Annotated in this window: 15 protein-coding genes; 5 read left to right on the top strand and 10 right to left on the bottom strand. The window is 71.5% G+C overall.

All coding sequences use genetic code 11. The features are described from left to right. Positions 1 to 92 precede the first annotated feature (92 nt). Positions 93 to 671 (top strand): DUF6069 family protein, encoded by a 579-nt coding sequence (locus H291_RS28515; RefSeq protein WP_020013657.1) that lies wholly within the window; start codon positions 93 to 95, stop codon positions 669 to 671. 47 nt (positions 672 to 718) lie between these two features. On the opposite strand, the gene H291_RS0103820 is transcribed toward H291_RS28515, so the two are convergent. Beyond that, complete coding sequence (locus tag H291_RS0103820; protein WP_020013656.1) at positions 719 to 1,432, bottom strand: response regulator; 714 nt, start codon at positions 1,430 to 1,432, stop codon at positions 719 to 721. Then, on the bottom strand, positions 1,429 to 2,826 hold the full coding sequence (locus tag H291_RS28510; RefSeq protein ID WP_020013655.1) for a sensor histidine kinase: 1,398 nt from the start codon (positions 2,824 to 2,826) through the stop codon (positions 1,429 to 1,431). The genes H291_RS0103820 and H291_RS28510 overlap by 4 nt, the downstream gene beginning before the upstream one ends. 108 nt (positions 2,827 to 2,934) lie before the next feature. Between H291_RS28510 and H291_RS0103810 the strand changes: the two genes are divergently transcribed. Beyond that, a complete protein-coding gene (locus tag H291_RS0103810) occupies positions 2,935 to 3,753 on the top strand; it encodes a GAP family protein (RefSeq protein WP_033325984.1) in 819 nt (272 codons plus the stop codon). Positions 3,754 to 3,788: 35 nt separating this feature from the next. Here H291_RS0103810 and H291_RS0103805 read toward each other — a convergent pair whose 3' ends face one another. From H291_RS0103805 to H291_RS34415, 5 genes are all read right to left on the bottom strand, one after another. Next, positions 3,789 to 4,919 (bottom strand): branched-chain amino acid aminotransferase, encoded by a 1,131-nt coding sequence (locus H291_RS0103805; RefSeq protein WP_026365367.1) that lies wholly within the window; start codon positions 4,917 to 4,919, stop codon positions 3,789 to 3,791. Positions 4,920 to 5,076: 157 nt separating this feature from the next. Beyond that, positions 5,077 to 6,135 (bottom strand): 3-isopropylmalate dehydrogenase, encoded by a 1,059-nt coding sequence (locus tag H291_RS0103800; protein ID WP_026365366.1) that lies wholly within the window; start codon positions 6,133 to 6,135, stop codon positions 5,077 to 5,079. Between the two features lie 98 nt (positions 6,136 to 6,233). Continuing rightward, positions 6,234 to 6,764 carry a pyridoxamine 5'-phosphate oxidase family protein gene (locus H291_RS0103795; protein ID WP_020013651.1) on the bottom strand — a complete coding sequence of 177 codons (531 nt, stop codon included), beginning with the start codon at positions 6,762 to 6,764 and terminating at the stop codon, positions 6,234 to 6,236. A 116-nt stretch (positions 6,765 to 6,880) separates the two neighbouring features. Further along, entirely contained in the window at positions 6,881 to 7,279 is a 399-nt protein-coding gene (locus H291_RS0103790) for a VOC family protein (protein ID WP_026365365.1), read from the bottom strand. A gap of 173 nt (positions 7,280 to 7,452) precedes the next feature. Further along, positions 7,453 to 8,211 carry an ASCH domain-containing protein gene (locus H291_RS34415; protein ID WP_020013649.1) on the bottom strand — a complete coding sequence of 253 codons (759 nt, stop codon included), beginning with the start codon at positions 8,209 to 8,211 and terminating at the stop codon, positions 7,453 to 7,455. Between the two features lie 204 nt (positions 8,212 to 8,415). Here H291_RS34415 and H291_RS0103780 point away from each other — a divergent pair, with 204 nt between their 5' ends. From H291_RS0103780 to H291_RS0103770, 3 genes are all read left to right on the top strand, one after another. After that, positions 8,416 to 9,669 (top strand): quaternary amine ABC transporter ATP-binding protein, encoded by a 1,254-nt coding sequence (locus H291_RS0103780; RefSeq protein WP_033325691.1) that lies wholly within the window; start codon positions 8,416 to 8,418, stop codon positions 9,667 to 9,669. Next, positions 9,662 to 10,585, top strand: coding sequence for an ABC transporter permease (locus H291_RS0103775; protein WP_020013647.1), 924 nt, complete (start codon positions 9,662 to 9,664; stop codon positions 10,583 to 10,585). Before H291_RS0103780 ends, H291_RS0103775 begins: the two co-directional genes overlap by 8 nt. A 63-nt stretch (positions 10,586 to 10,648) precedes the next feature. Continuing rightward, positions 10,649 to 11,542 (top strand): glycine betaine ABC transporter substrate-binding protein, encoded by an 894-nt coding sequence (locus H291_RS0103770; protein ID WP_020013646.1) that lies wholly within the window; start codon positions 10,649 to 10,651, stop codon positions 11,540 to 11,542. Positions 11,543 to 11,696: 154 nt separating this feature from the next. On the opposite strand, the gene ilvC is transcribed toward H291_RS0103770, so the two are convergent. The 3 genes from ilvC to H291_RS0103755 form a co-directional block, all read right to left on the bottom strand. Further along, complete coding sequence (ilvC, locus tag H291_RS0103765; RefSeq protein WP_020013645.1) at positions 11,697 to 12,725, bottom strand: ketol-acid reductoisomerase; 1,029 nt, start codon at positions 12,723 to 12,725, stop codon at positions 11,697 to 11,699. A gap of 57 nt (positions 12,726 to 12,782) precedes the next feature. Then, the gene (ilvN, locus tag H291_RS0103760; RefSeq protein ID WP_020013644.1) at positions 12,783 to 13,307 is read right to left on the bottom strand and encodes an acetolactate synthase small subunit; all 525 of its coding nucleotides are present in this window, start codon (positions 13,305 to 13,307) and stop codon (positions 12,783 to 12,785) included. Between the two features lie 94 nt (positions 13,308 to 13,401). Then, positions 13,402 to 15,279: an acetolactate synthase large subunit gene (locus H291_RS0103755; RefSeq protein ID WP_020013643.1), complete on the bottom strand. Its 1,878-nt coding sequence runs from the start codon at positions 15,277 to 15,279 to the stop codon at positions 13,402 to 13,404. Between the last annotated feature and the right edge of the window lie 53 nt (positions 15,280 to 15,332).

The following is a 15,332-nucleotide window of genomic DNA, read 5'->3' as shown; positions in this document are numbered from 1 at the left end:
CGCGCCGGCGCACCTGGAGACCGTAGACCGTGCAGCGTCGTCCGATCCGTGGTCTAGTGGAGATAGGGCTACCCAAACCGGGAGGTAACGCTATGAGCGACCCGAACCGCCCCTACGACCCCGACTACGGCGAGCAGCCGCCGCCGGCCTACCCGCCGCCTGCCCAGACGCCCGGTGTCCCGACGCAGCCCGTGGGCCAGCCGCCCGCCGACGCGCGGGCCCAGCCCGTCACGACCGGCACCGAGAACCCGCGCCTCGCCCTGGAGGTCGGCCGCTACTGGGCCGGCGCCCTGGCGACCATGCTGGTGGCCGCGCTCATCGGCCTGGCCGCGAGCTTCATCCTCGAGGAGGTGCTGGGCCTCGACGTGCAGCCGCAGGCCGACCTGCTCGGCACCGGCTCCGACACCATGGCCTGGGTGGTCGCGGGCGCGCTCTTCGCACTGCTCGCCGCGCTCGTGCTCTGGCTGCTGGTGCTGAGCACACCGCGCCCCCGGTCGTTCTTCGGCTGGGTGGTCGCCCTCGCCACGGTGATCCTCGCTGCCGTGCCGTTCGCCGGGCGCGCCGACCTGGTGCCGGCGATCCTCGCAGCCGTGGTCTGGATCATCATCGGCTCGGCCGTGTACTCCCTGCTCACGGGGACGCTGAGCCGCACGGTGGTGCAGCGCACCTGATCCGCTGACCCGCCCCGGCTCCCAGTGCGGGTCAGGGCGGGCGCGGGTCAGGCCAGGCCCGCGTCCCGGGCGGCGATCGCCGCCTGGACGCGGGAGGTCACGCCGAGCTTGGCGAGCACCCGCGACACGTGGGTCTTGGCCGTCGCCTCGCTGATGGTCAGCGCCGCGGCGAGCTCCGCGTTCGACAGGCCCGAGCCGAGGCCCGCGAGCACGTCTCGTTCCCGCGGGGTCAGGTCGGCGGGCAGGCTCGCCGCACCGGCGCCGTCGCCGTTCCCCCAGCCCCTAACTCCCCGGCCGACGCCGTTCGGGCCGACGACACCGTTCCGGTCACCGGGGCGGGCCCGGGGCGCGGACAGCTCCGCGATGATCCTCCTGGTGACCTCCGGCGCCACGACGCCGTCCCCCGCCGCGACGTGCCGGACGGCGTCCACCAGCGCGGACGCCTCGGCGGTCTTCAGCAGGAAGCCCGCGGCACCGGCCCGGAGGGCGCCGAACACGTACTCGTCCAGGTCGAAGGTCGTGAGCACCAGGACCTCGGCCAGCCCCTCGTCGACGATCTGCCGGGTCGCGGTGACGCCGTCGGTCCCCGGCATGCGCACGTCCATCAGCACCACGTCGGGGCGCAGCGCGCGGGCGTTCGTGACCGCGACGGCGCCGTCGCCCGCCTCACCGATCACCTCGATGTCGCCGGCCGTGGCGAGCAGCATGCGCAGGCCCGCCCGGATCGCCGCGTGGTCGTCGGCGAGCAGGACCCGGATCACGCGTGGACCTCCGGTGACGGCTGCTGCGGTGACGGGTGCTGCGGTGACGGGTGCTGCGGTGCCGGCTGCTGCTGTGAGGGCTCCTCCGGGACCGAGCCCGCGCCCGCCCGGTCAGGAAGCGGCAGGACGGCGCGCACCAGCCACCCCGACCCGGGCGTGGCACGGGACGACGGCGGTTCGTCGGGGCCGGCGTGTTCCGGACCCGCCCAGAACGACCCGCCGAGGGACTCGACGCGCTCCCGCATCGACACCAGGCCGATCCCGGTCCCCTCGCCGACGTCCCCCGCGACGTGGGATCCCGGCACGTGGCCCGTCCCCACGTCGCGCACCCCGATCTCGAGCCGCCCGCCGGCGGCGAAGCTCAGGTCGGCGCGGGCGCCGCCGTGCCGGTGGACGTTCGTCAGCGCCTCCCGGACCACCCGGTACACCGCGTGGTCCACCGCGGCGGGCAGGGGCGTCGCGCCCGTCAGCACTCCGTCGGGGTCGGAGACCGCCAGGTCCAGGCCGGCCAGCCGCGCCTGCTCGATCACCGGGGCGAGCTGCGCGGCCCGCGACGGCGCCACGTCCTCCGGCCCCACGTCGTCGGCCCGCAGCACGCGGATCATCGCCTGCATGTCCTGCAGCGAGGCCAGGCTCTCGGCGCGGATGCTGCGCAGCGCGGCCCGGTCCCGGTCCGGCTCGGCGGCGCCCGCGAGCGCCCCGCCTGAGGTGATGGCGATGGCGGAGAGGTGCGAGGCGACGACGTCGTGCAGGTCGCGGGCGACGGTGGCCCGCTCGGCGCGGACGGCGTCGTGCCGCGAGGCCTCGGCGAGGCGGAGCAGCGCGGCGCCGCGCTCGCGCTCGAGCCGTTCCCGCTCGCGGGCGGCGGCGGTGAGCTCGCGGCCCTGTCGCACGTTGGTGCCCCACCACATGGGCATGACCAGCAGGGTCAGGGCCTGGAGCCCGACGAGGACCGTCGGCCGGAGCCCGCCCGTGACGACGGCGATGACGGTCATCAGCGCGGCGGTCAGGATCGTGACCCCGACGATGCTGACCCGCCGTGCGGTCCGGGTGCCGTGCAGGTGGACGGCGTACAGCGCCTCCCAGAGCACGACGATGAGGCCGACGCTCCCGCCGAGCACGACGTCGAGCACGAAGGCGACAGTGGCGACGCCGAGCACGGCGAGCGGGTGGATCCGGCGCCAGATCAGCGCGGTGCAGCCGATGGCGGCCGGGATCGCGAACCACCAGGACGGGACGTCGGGCAGGCCGCTCCAGGAGGTCCGGATCAGGCCGAGCGCGTCGAGCGCGAGGGCGGTGACCAGGATTCCGCCCGCCGTGATCATGTCGCCGCGCCGGTCCTCGGCCGTGACGACCTTGACGACGGGTGCGATCAGCTCGGACAGGCGGGGCATGCGTCCATCTCAGCACGACGCGGCGCGCGACGGGTCATCCGAAGGATGTACGGGGTCTCGGCGGTTCGGCGGATGTGCTCGTGCGCCGCGGGCACCAGGGTGGACGGCATGGACCTCATCTCCGGCGAGCTCACGGGTGCCGCGCTGATCGGTGCGCTGGCCGTGCTCGCGCTCATCGACTCGACGAGCTTCGGCACCCTGCTCATCCCCGTGTGGCTGCTCATGTCGCCCGGGCGGGTGCGCGTGGGCCGGATGATCGTCTACCTCGGCTCGATCGCGGGCTTCTACGCCCTGGTCGGGCTGGCGATCCTGCTGGGGGCGGGCGCGCTGAGCGACACGCTCACGTCCCTGTCGGGCTCGCGGCCGTTCCTGATCGCGCAGCTCCTGGTCGGCGTCGGCCTGTTCGTGTGGAGCTTCAAGCTGGAGCCGTCCAAGGAGCGCAAGGCCGAGGAGGCGGCGGCGCAGGCGGGCGGAGCGAGAGCAGGCACCGCCACCCCGGCAGCCGGGACCGCGGACGCCGCGTCCGGCGCGACTCTCCCGGCGCGCCCGGGCAGGTTGAACCGCTGGCGCGAGCGCGCGCTCGGCAGCGAGTCCGGCAGCTGGCCGGCGCTGGCCGGGCTGGCGGTCGGGGCCGGCCTGGTCGAGGTCGCGTCGATGCTGCCCTACCTCGCCGCGCTGGGCCTGATCGGCACGCAGGGTCCGGGGTGGCCGACGTCGGGCCTCTGGGTCCTGGGGTACTGCCTGGTCATGATCCTGCCGGCCCTCGTGCTGACCGCCGCGCGGGTGTTCGCGTCGCGGCTGGTGGAGCGGCCGCTCGGCCGCCTGGACGGCTGGCTGACACGGAACGCGGCGAGCACGACGGCGTGGGTCGTCGGCATCGTCGGGTTCCTCGTGGCCCGCGACGCGATCGGCCGCCTCTGGGGCTGACCGACCGCGCCGACAGTGATCAGGGCCGACAGCGATCAGGCAAGGCGGCGCATCCAGCCGTGCCGGTCCTCGGCGCGGCCGTACTGGATGTCGGTGAGCTCCTGGCGGATCGCCATGGTCAGCTCGCCCGGCTCGCCGCCGTTGACCTCGTGGTCGAACGTCGAGCCGGCGAGCCGCCCCACCGGCGTCACGACGGCTGCGGTGCCGCACGCGAAGAACTCCTTGACGGCGCCCGACTCGAGGCCCGCGACGACCTCGGCGAGCGGGATGCGCCGCTCCACCACGTCGTAGCCGCGGTCGGCGGCGAGCTGTAGCACGGAGCCGCGCGTGATGCCCTCCAGGATGGAGCCGAGCTCAGGCGTGTGCAGCGTGCCGTCCTCCATCACCACGAAGACGTTCATGCCGCCGAGCTCTTCGAGGTAGGTGTTGGTGGCTGCGTCCAGGAAGCACACCTGGTCGAAGCCCTCCTTCTGGGCCTCGAGCTGCGGCAGGAGGCTCGCGGCGTAGTTGCCGCCGAACTTCGCGTCGCCGGTGCCTCCGGGCGGGCCCGCCCGGTGGTACTCCTGGGACACGTAGATCGACACGGGCCGGACGCCGCCCGCGAAGTACGGGCCCACGGGCGAGGCGATCACCAGGTACTCGACCTCGAGCGACGGGCGCACGCCGAGGAACGCCTCGGACGCGTACATGAAGGGCCGCAGGTAGAGGGAGGAGTCCTCGCCGTCGGGCACCCAGTCGATGTCGGTGCGGACCAGGGCGGCCAGCGAGCCGATGAAGTCGTCCACGCTCAGCGACGGCAGCGCGAGGCGGTGCGCCGACCGGGCGAAGCGCGCGGCGTTCTGGTCCGGGCGGAACGTCCAGACCGAGCCGTCGGCGTGCTTGTAGGCCTTGAGGCCCTCGAAGATCTCCTGCGCGTAGTGCAGGACGGCGGTGGCCGGGTCGAGCAGCAGCGGACCGTACTTCTCGATCCGCCGGTCCTTCCACCCGTCGGCGCTGCTCCAGGAGATGCGCGCCATGTGGTCGGAGAACTTGGTCCCGAACTTCGGGGCGCGGAGCGCCTCGACGCGGTCCTCGTCCGACGTCGGCGCGTCGGTGGGCCGCACGTCGAAGAGCGCCACCAGGTCTTCGAGCCTGGTCGGGAGGATGGGGTCCGTCGTAGTTGTCATGTCGATGCCTTTCACCGGAATGCTGCTGTCAGTCTTCCACGCCCGGCAAGGCGGCGGAGCGATCCGAGCCGGACGTCTGCCCGGACGGCTCCCGACATACGAGAGCGGCGCCCGGGGATCGGTCTGCGAGACCCGGGCGCCGCCTTCGTGAAGCGTGCTACCCGATCACGCGGGCCGCGATGTCGCGGCCTACCTGGTCGGTCGTGCGTACTACGTCGCCGCGCGCCGCGAGGTCGGCGGCGACGGCGTCCTGGACGCGCGCGGACTCGGCCGCGAAACCCAGGTGGTCGAGCAGCAGGGCGACGGAGAGGATCGTCGCGGTGGGGTCGGCCTTGCCCTGGCCGGCGATGTCGGGCGCGGAGCCGTGCACCGGCTCGAACATCGACGGGGCGGTGCGGTCCGGGTTGATGTTGGCCGACGCCGCCAGCCCGATGCCGCCCGAGATCGCGGCGGCCTGGTCGGTGAGGATGTCGCCGAACAGGTTGTCGGTGACGATGACGTCGAACCGGCTCGGGTTGGTCGTCAGGTAGATGGTCGCGGCGTCGACGTGCGCGTAGTCGGTGGTGACGTCGGGGAACTCGGCGTTGACCGCCTCGACCGTGCGGCGCCACAGGTGGCCGGCGTGCACCAGCACGTTGTGCTTGTGCACCAGCGTGAGGTGCTTGCGGGGACGGGCCGCGGCGCGCGCGAAGGCGTCCCGGACCACGCGCTCGACGCCGAACGCGGTGTTGACGCTGACCTCGGTGGCGATCTCGGCGGGGGTGCCGACGCGCAGCGCGCCGCCGTTGCCCACGTACGGGCCCTCGGTGCCCTCGCGGACCACCACGAAGTCGATCTCGCCCGGGTTCGCGAGCGGGCTGGAGACGCCCTCGTAGAGCTTGGTCGGGCGCAGGTTCACGTAGTGGTCCAGCGCGAAGCGCAGCTTGAGCAGCAGCCCGCGCTCCAACACACCGCTGGGGACCGACGGGTCGCCGATCGCGCCGAGCAGGATCGCGTCCTGGGTCTTGATCCGCGCGAGGTCCTCGTCGGTGAGGGTCTCGCCGGTCGCGTGCCAGCGCCGCGCACCGAGGTCGAACTCGGTGGTGGAGAGCTTGGTACCCGACGGCGCCAGCGCCGCCTCGAGGACGGAGAGACCCTGCTCCACGACCTCGGTACCGATGCCGTCACCCGCGACCACCGCGAGATTGATGCCGTCTGTAGTAGCCACCTGTGCCATGTCCGGAGCCTACGCGTGCGATCACCCCGCTGAGACGCGGGTCTCACGGTATGGACGAAACCTGGGGCCGGTCGGGCGGGCGGAGGGGCTGGCTCGGTTCAGTCGAACTCGAACGACGTCGCGCCGCCCTCCTCCCGCACGTAGAGCGCCGTCGCCCGGGTGGGCGTCACGCGGTAGACGTGCCACGGCGCCGGCCCCGCGGACGGCGCGCTGTACGGGGCGGTGAGCGCCGTGCCGGACGCGTCCGGCTCGCACGGCCAGCCGCCCTCGTTGAGCCGCCGGGACACCTCGGCCACCTCCTCCCGGTCCGTGACCAGGCGCGCCGTGCCGTCCACGACCGTGTCGTAGTCGGCCGTCGCCACCGCGACGGCGCACCTCGGGTCGCGCTCCAGGTTCCGGGCCTTGAGCGCGCTGCGGCCGGACACCACCCAGTAGGCGCCGTCGAACCAGATGGCGCCGATGCCGGTGACGTGCGGGCTCCCGTCCGCGTTGACCGTGGTGAGCCAGTGCGAGTGCCGGTCCGGGCCGCCGGTGCCCGGAGCCTGCGTGAGCCGGTCCAGGTTGGCCGCCACGGGCGCCCAGTCCAGGGTCGGCAGGTCATAGAGGGTCGCGAGATTCTTGGTCTTCATACCCTGGCCGACCGACCCGGCGGCAAGAACTCATCGGCGGCCGCACGCCTGCTGCTCCGGACCGCTGATCCGGACCGCTGCCCCTGGGCTACTGGTCCCGGGTTACCGGTCCCGGACTACTGGTCCCGGGCCGACAGCACGCAGAACTCGTTGCCGTCCGGGTCGGCCAGCACGGTCCAGGTCGCCTCGGCCGGCTGGCCGACGTCGATCACCGTGGCGCCCAGCTCGACCAGCCGCGCGATCTCCGCGTCCCGGTCGTCGCTCGTGTGCGGCGCGAAGTCCCAGTGCAGCCGGTTCTTGCCGGACTTCTCGTGGTCGACCGGGACGAACACCATGCCCGGCGGCACCTGGTGGAAGTCCAGCTTGCCGGAGAGCTCGAGCGCCCACGGCGGCACCACGACCACCTCCGAGTCCAGGTCGAAGACGACCTCCCAGCCCAGGGCCTCGGCCCACCAGCGGGCCAGCTTCCGGTGGTCCGTGGACTCCACCACGTTCGAGTACCAGCGCAGCGCCATCGCCTTCACCTCTCGTCGAGACCGATGCCCCCACGCTAGACGGACCCACTGACACTCCCTGGGCCCCTCCCGAGCACCGTGGTCGAACGTAGGCTTCGTCGGCGCAAGAGCCTCCTTGCGCCGACGAAGCCTACGTTCGACGGCTCTACCCGGGTGCAGTGGGCAGGGTTGAGTCAGCGCTTGGGGTAGAGGAGCTCGAAGCGCTCGCACACGACCGGCATGTCCGCCGAGAACTCGCGGCCCTCGCCCAGGGTGCGGCGGAAGTACGCCTCGTGCCCGGCCCGCCATGACTCCAGCGTGCGGTCGCCCTCGCCCTCTGCGGCCGCGAAGTCGTCGTCGACCTCGTCGAACGTGGTGGTCTCGACGCTCGTGGTGCGGATCAGCGCGCGCGGGTGCCGCTCGCCGTCCAGCAGGATCGACAGCTCGCCGACCACGGGGAGCGGCGCGCCCTCGTCGTCGTAGTCCCACAGGGCCGACGACGTCGCCGTCTTGTCCCCCGCCAGGACCGCCGCGAGGAGCGTCTCCGCCAGCTCGGGCTCGTCGCCGAACGACCAGGCGGGCGGCGGCACTGTCTCGCTCACGGTGTGCCCGACGACGATGCTCGCCTTGGCCATGCCGGCGTACTGGCGCGTCGCGCCCCAGAAGTCGAGCACCTCGGCGGCGAGCTCGGCGTCCTCCACCGGAACCGACTCGGGGTCGAACGTCGCGGGATCGAACGTCGCCGGGTCGAACTCCTCCGGCTCCGCAGCAGACCCGGCCGCAGCAGACTCTGCCGCAGCGGACCCGGCCGCAGCAGACCCGGCCGCAGCGGACTCCGTCACAGCCGGCTCAGCCTCGGCAGGCTCACGCTCCGCGCTGTCGCGGGACTCCGCCCCGGCGGCGGCGGTCTGCTCGTTGTCGTCCGCGGCCTGCGGATTCGCGTCGTTGGTCACGGGGACATCTTGCCCTAACGGCCCGTGCCCGACGAGGTCCGGCGGGCCGTAACGAACACTGAACGATCCGATAACGAACGCTTACCTAATTTGCATGTGTGTGACTGGACATGGTCTGGTGAAGGGCGGTTCACGTTGTACCGACATATTTTCCTGCAATTTTCCTGCCACCAGACCAATTTCCCGCCAAGACAAGGGGGCTTCGTGCCAGCTATCGAGGCACACCACCTGTACAAGGTGTTCGGCCGCAAGGGTCGCGAGGGCGTCAAACGCCTCGAGGCCGGTGCCGGCACCGACGAGCTGAAGGATGCCGGTCTGACACCCGCGGTGATCGACGCGTCGTTCACCGTCGAAGAGGGAGAGATCTTCGTCGTCATGGGCCTGTCCGGGTCCGGCAAGTCGACGCTGATCCGCATGATCAACGGGCTCCACGCCCCGACCTCCGGGCACGTGGAGCTCTACGGCGAGAACATCACCGCCGCCACCGGCAAGGACCTGCGCCGCCTGCGGCGCAAGCGGATCAGCATGGTGTTCCAGCACTTCGCGCTGTTCCCGCACCGCTCCGTCATCGACAACGCCGCCTACGGCCTGGAGACCCAGGGCGTCGGCAAGGAGGAGCGTCGCGCGCGTGCGCACGAGGCCCTGGAGCTGTGCGGCCTGAGCGGCTGGGACGAGCACCTGCCGAGCGAGCTCTCGGGCGGCATGCAGCAGCGCGTGGGCCTGGCCCGGGCGCTGGCCGCCGACACCGACATCCTGCTGATGGACGAGGCGTTCAGCGCGCTCGACCCGCTGATCCGCCGGGACATGCAGGACCAGCTGATCGAGCTGCAGCAGAAGCTCGGCAAGACGATCCTGTTCATCACCCACGACCTCAACGAGGCCATGCGCATCGGCGACCGGATCGCCATGATGCGCAACGGGCGGATCGTCCAGGTCGGCACCGCCGAGGAGATCCTCACGGACCCGGCGAACGACTACGTCGCGCAGTTCGTCGCCGACGTCGACCGGACCCGCGTCCTGACGGCGGCGTCCGTCATGGAGAAGCCGGCCGCCGTCCTCGGGGCCGAGCAGGGGCCGCGCGCCGCGCACAAGCTCATGCGCGAGCACCAGATCCCGGCCATGTTCGTCACCGGGCGCGACCGCACCCTCAAGGGGTACGTGACCGAGGACGAGGTCGGCCGGCACCTGGAGCAGAAGGACCTCACCGGCCTGCTGCACCCGGTCCCGGACGGCGCCCGGGTGTCCCCGGACACCTCGCTCGCCGACCTCTTCGGCCCGGCCGCCGAGACCCCGGCCATCGCCGTGGTCGACGACGCCGGGCGGCTCAACGGCGTCGTCCCGCGCATCACCCTGCTCTCGGCGCTCGCCGCGCACGCAGAGACCGACGTCGCGGACGCTCCCGTGACGGCCGACCACGAGAACAAGGACGACGAGACCAAGGAGGCCGCCCGTGCCTGAGAGCGCCGCCCCCGTGACGATCGTGCCGCCGATCCCGATCGGCACCTGGCTCGAGACCGGCTTCACCTGGTTCAAGCAGACGTTCGACGCGCTGTTCGACGTGATCGGCGACCTCATCACCGGCGCCATCAACGGCATCGCCGACCCGCTCCTGGCCCTGGACCCGCTGGTCCTCGCGATCATCCTCGCGCTGCTCGGCTGGCTCCTGCGCAACTGGAAGCTCGGGGTCGGGACCCTGGTGGGCCTCGTCCTGATCATCGGGATGGACATGTGGGAGCCCGCCGTCGAGACCCTCGCCCTCGTGGTGGTCGCGACCGTGGTGGCCCTGATCCTCGGCATCCCGCTGGGCATCCTCGCGGCCCGCTCGCCCGTGGTCAGCCGCATCGTCAAGCCCGTCATGGACTTCATGCAGACCATGCCCGGCATGGTCTGGCTGCTGCCGGTGCTCAAGCTGTTCAGCATCGGCGTGGCCGGTGCCCTGGTCGCCACGGTGATCTTCGCGCTGCCCCCGGCCGTCCGGCTCACCGAGCTCGGCATCCGCCAGGTCGACGGCGAGGTCGTCGAGGCCGGGCAGGCCTTCGGCGCCGGACCGCGGCAGATCCTCAAGGACATCCAGCTGCCCCTGGCCCTGCCGACCGTGATGGCCGGCGTCAACCAGGTGATCATGCTGGCCCTGTCGATGGCCGTGATCGCGGGCCTGGTCGGCGGCGGCGGCCTCGGCAACGAGGTGGTCGGCGCGATCTCGACCCTGAACCTCGCCCGCGGTTTCGACGCCGGCATCTCCGTGGTGATCCTGGCGATCTTCCTGGACCGCCTGACGGCGTCGATCGGCTCCCGGCGCCCGGGGCACGGCCGCCTGCGCGAGCTGCGCGACCGGTTCACCCGGACCCCGGCGACCGCGACCAGCGCCTCCTGACCCTTTTCCCAGACCTACCTCCATACATAACGAACCCCAGATATACGAAACGGAAGGACACCGATGATCGGCACGACCGGCAAGCGGATCGGAGCGGCCGCACTGGCTCTCGGCCTGGGCCTGAGCCTCGCGGCATGCAGCTCGGGCGACGAGAGCGGCGACGGCGACAAGACCATCACGCTGGGCATCATCCCCTCGTGGACCGACGGCCTGAGCACCGCCTACCTGTGGAAGAACATCCTCGAGGAGGACGGCTACACGGTCGAGATCACCGAGATAAACGACGCCGCGCCGCTGTACACCGGGCTCGCGGAAGGTGACATCGACATCTTCCCGTCCGCGTGGCCCGAGGTGACCCACGCCGCCTACATGGACGAGTACGGCGACGACCTCGAGGACCTCGGCACCTACTACGACGGCGCCAAGCTGACCATGGCCGTCCCCGAGTACTCCGAGCTCCAGTCCATCGAGGACCTCATCGGCAAGAGCGCCGACTACGACGGCAAGATCGTCGGCATCGAGGCGGGCGCGGGCCTGACCAAGGCCACGCAGGAGCAGGTCATCCCGGAGTACGGCCTGGACGCGGACGGCTGGACGCTGCAGACGTCGTCGACGCCGGCCATGCTGAACGCCCTCGACGAGGCCGTGCAGGCCGAGGAGGACATCGTCGTCACGCTGTGGCGGCCGTTCTGGGCGAACAACACGTTCCCGGTGCGCGACCTCGAGGACCCGAAGGGCGCCCTCGGCGAGGCGGAGGGCCTGCACGAGCTGGCCACCGCCGGGTTCAGCGAGGAGTTCCCCGAGGTCGCCGAGATGATCGGAAAGGCCAAGCTGGACGACGAGCAGTACGGCAGCCTGGAGGACCAGGTCGTCAACGAGCACGAGGGCGACCCGGCCGCCGGCGTCGAGGCCTGGCTCGCGGACAACCAGGACTGGGTCGACTCGCTCAAGAGCTGACGCCCGAGCGCGGATGATCGGTAGTCCGTCACATGATCGGCACCCCGGGTTGCCGACCAACTGACGGACTGCCGACCACGCTTCCCGCAACAGAGCAGCGCCCCATCCTCCGCACGGAGGATGGGGCGCTGCTCTTGTCGCTCGCGCTACCGGGTCAGCGCGCGGCCGAACCCTCGACGTAGTCCGAGTCGGCCGGCTTGATCCACGAGAACATCTTGCGCAGCTCGCGGCCCGTGGCCTCGATCGGGTGCTGCTCGCCCTTGGCGCGCAGCTCCTTGAACTCCGGGGCGCCCGCGTCCTGGTCCGCGATGAAGCGCTCGGCGAAGGCACCGTTCTGGATGTCGGCCAGGACGGCCTTCATGTTCTCCTTCACGCGCGGGTCGATGACGCGCGGGCCGGAGACGTAGTCGCCGTACTCGGCGGTGTCCGAGACGGACCAGCGCTGCTTGGCGATGCCGCCCTCGACCATCAGGTCGACGATCAGCTTGAGCTCGTGCAGCACCTCAAAGTACGCGACCTCCGGCTGGTAGCCGGCCTCGGTCAGCGTCTCGAAACCGTACTGGACCAGCTGCGAGGCGCCACCGCACAGGACGGCCTGCTCGCCGAACAGGTCGGTCTCGGTCTCCTCGGTGAACGTCGTCTTGATGCCGCCGGCGCGCAGGCCGCCGATGCCCTTGGCGTACGAGAGCGCCAGCTCCCAGGCGGTGCCGGACGCGTCCTGCTCCACCGCGACGATCACGGGCACGCCGCGGCCGTCGGCGAACTCGCGACGCACGATGTGGCCCGGGCCCTTGGGGGCGACCATGAGCACGTCGTGGCCGGCCTCGGGCTTGATGTAGCCGTAGCGGATGTTGAAGCCGTGCCCGAAGACGAGCGCGGCGCCCTCCTTGAGGTTCGGCGCGATGTCCTCGGCGTACAGGTGCCGCTGCACCTGGTCCGGGGCCAGGATGACCACCACGTCGGCGTCGCGCACGGCGTCCGGCACGGTCGCCACGGCGAGGCCCTCGTTCTCGGCCTTGGTGCGGGAGGAGGAACCCTCACGCAGGCCGACGGTCACCTGGGCGCCGGAGTCACGCAGGTTCAGGGCGTGCGCGTGGCCCTGGCTGCCGTAACCGATCACAGCAACCTTCTTCTGCTGGATGATCGACAGGTCAGCGTCGTCGTCGTAGAACAGCTCAGCCACGGTTCTTGCTCCTCAGTTGATTACTCGGGTGGAAAGAAGTATCGATGGGTCGCGCGCTCAAGCGGACCTCACCGCGCGCTCGAACGCACGGTCGGTGATGGACCGGGCGCCACGGCCGATGGCCAGCGTCCCGGACTTGACGATCTCACGGACGCCGTACGGTTCCAGCGCCGCGAGGAGCGAGTCGAGCTTCGCCGCCGGTCCGGTGGCCTCGATGACCACCGAGTCCGGCACGACGTCGACGACGCGCGCCCGGAACATCTCGACGACTTCCAGCACCCCGGTACGGGTGGCGGCGTCCGCCCGCACCTTGACGAGCAGGAGCTCGCGGTGCACGGACGACTCGGGTTCGAGCTCGACGATCTTGATCACGTGGATGAGCTTGTTGAGCTGCTTCGTGACCTGTTCCAGGGGGTGTTCCTCGACGTCGACCACCACGGTGATGCGCGAGATCTCCTCGTGCTCCGTGGGGCCGACGGCCAGGGAGTGGATGTTGAACGCGCGACGGGCGAACAGTCCGGCGACGCGCGTGAGCACGCCGGGCTTGTTCTCCACGAGCACGGACAGGGTGTGCCTCGACATGGGGGTCAGTCCTCTGCTTTCTGGTCGGCCTGAGCTGCGTTCCGTTCCGGACGGGTGCCTCGTTCCTCGGCCCCCGCCCTCCACTTCACTCCGCTCAGTCCTCCCGCTCCCACGCCGGCGAGATGCCGCGTGCGTACTGGATGTCGTCGTTGCTGACGCCGGCGGCGACCATGGGCCACACCATCGCGTCACGCGAGACGGTGAAGTCCACGACCACGGGCCGGTCGTCGATCTCGTTGGCCCGCTTGATCGCGGCGTCGACGTCGGAGGCGTGCTCCACGCGGATGCCCTCGCAGCCGTACGCGTCGGCGAGCTTCACGAAGTCGGGCACGCGCATGGTGCCGTGCCCGGTGTGCAGGTCGGTGTTGGAGTAGCGCGACTCGTAGAAGAGCGTCTGCCACTGCCGCACCATGCCCAGCGAGCTGTTGTTGATCAGCGCCACCTTGATCGGGATGTCGTTGATCGTGCAGGTGGCGAGCTCCTGGTTGGTCATCTGGAAGCAGCCGTCGCCGTCCACGGCCCACACGGTGCGGTCCGGCTGGCCCACCTTCGCGCCCATCGCGGCGGGGATGGAGTAGCCCATCGTGCCGAGGCCACCGGAGTTGATCCAGGTGTTGGGGTGCTCGTAGCTGATGAACTGGGCGGCCCACATCTGGTGCTGGCCCACGCCCGCGACGTAGATCGCGTCCGGCCCGGTCATCTCGCCCAGGCGCTGGATCACGTGCTGCGGCGAGAGGTGGCCGTCCTCGGGCTCGTTGTAGCCGCGGGGGTAGGTGCGGCGCCACTCGTCGAGCTGGCGCCACCAGCCCTCGACGTCCGGCTTGCCGTGCGCCTCGTGCTCCCTGGCCAGCTCGGGCAGGAGGTCGCCGATGACCTCGCGGAGGTCGCCCACGATCGGGACGTCCGCCTCGCGGTTCTTGCCGATCTCGGCGGGGTCGATGTCCGCGTGGATGATCGCGGCCAGCGGGGCGAAGCTGGACAGCTTGCCGGTCACGCGGTCGTCGAACCGGGCGCCGAGCGCGAACACGAGGTCCGCCTTCTGCAGCGCCGCGACGGCGGGCACCGTGCCGTGCATACCGGGCATGCCCAGGTGCTGCGGATGGCTGTCGGGCACCGCGCCCCGCGCCATCAGCGTGGTGACGACGGGCGCGCCCGACAGGTCGACGAGCTGGCGCAGCAGGTCCGCCGCGCCGGCGCGGATCACGCCGCCACCCACGTACAGGACCGGGCGCCGGGCCGTGGCCAGCAGCTTCGCGGCCTCACGGATCTGCTTCGAGTGCGGCTTGGTCACGGGGTGGTATCCCGGCAGGTTCAGCTCCTGCGGCCACGAGAACGTGGTGCGCGACTGCATCGCCGACTTCGCGATGTCCACCAGCACCGGCCCCGGCCGGCCCGTCGAGGCGATGTGGAACGCCTCGGCGATGGTGCGCGGGATCTCCGCCGGGTCCGTGACCAGGTAGGAGTGCTTGGTGATCGGCATCGTGATGCCGACGATGTCCGCCTCCTGGAACGCGTCGGTCCCGATCGCGGCGCTCGCGACCTGGCCCGTGATCGCCACCATCGGGATCGAGTCCATGTTCGCGTCCGCGATGGGCGTCACCAGGTTGGTGGCACCGGGGCCCGACGTCGCCATGGTGACGCCGACGCGGCCCGTCGCGTGGGCGTAGCCCGACGCCGCGTGGCCGCCGCCCTGCTCGTGCCGCACCAGGATGTGCCGCAGCTTGGCGGAGTCCATCAGCGGGTCGTACGTCGGCAGGATCGCGCCGCCGGGAATGCCGAAGACGACGTCCGCACCGACCTCCTCAAGGGAGCGGACGATCGACTGCGCCCCCGTCACCTCCTCCGGCCCGACGCGCGGTGCGGCGACCTCGGTCTCGGCCTTGCCGCCTACGCGGGACCGAAGCTCGGTGCGCACCTGGTCACGCGCCTCGGCGCGCGCGGCGATCTGTGCGGGTGTCGGTGTGCCGGTCATACGGATCTCCTGCCGTCGCGCCCCGTCCTGGGGCGAAAGCGAGCGTTCGTGAC

It is taken from the genome of Promicromonospora sukumoe 327MFSha3.1, assembly GCF_000385135.1.
GTDB classification, from domain to species: domain Bacteria; phylum Actinomycetota; class Actinomycetes; order Actinomycetales; family Cellulomonadaceae; genus Promicromonospora; species Promicromonospora sukumoe_B.
Note: the sequence above shows the minus strand (reverse complement) of the source record. Positions and strands in the feature narration are given on the sequence as shown.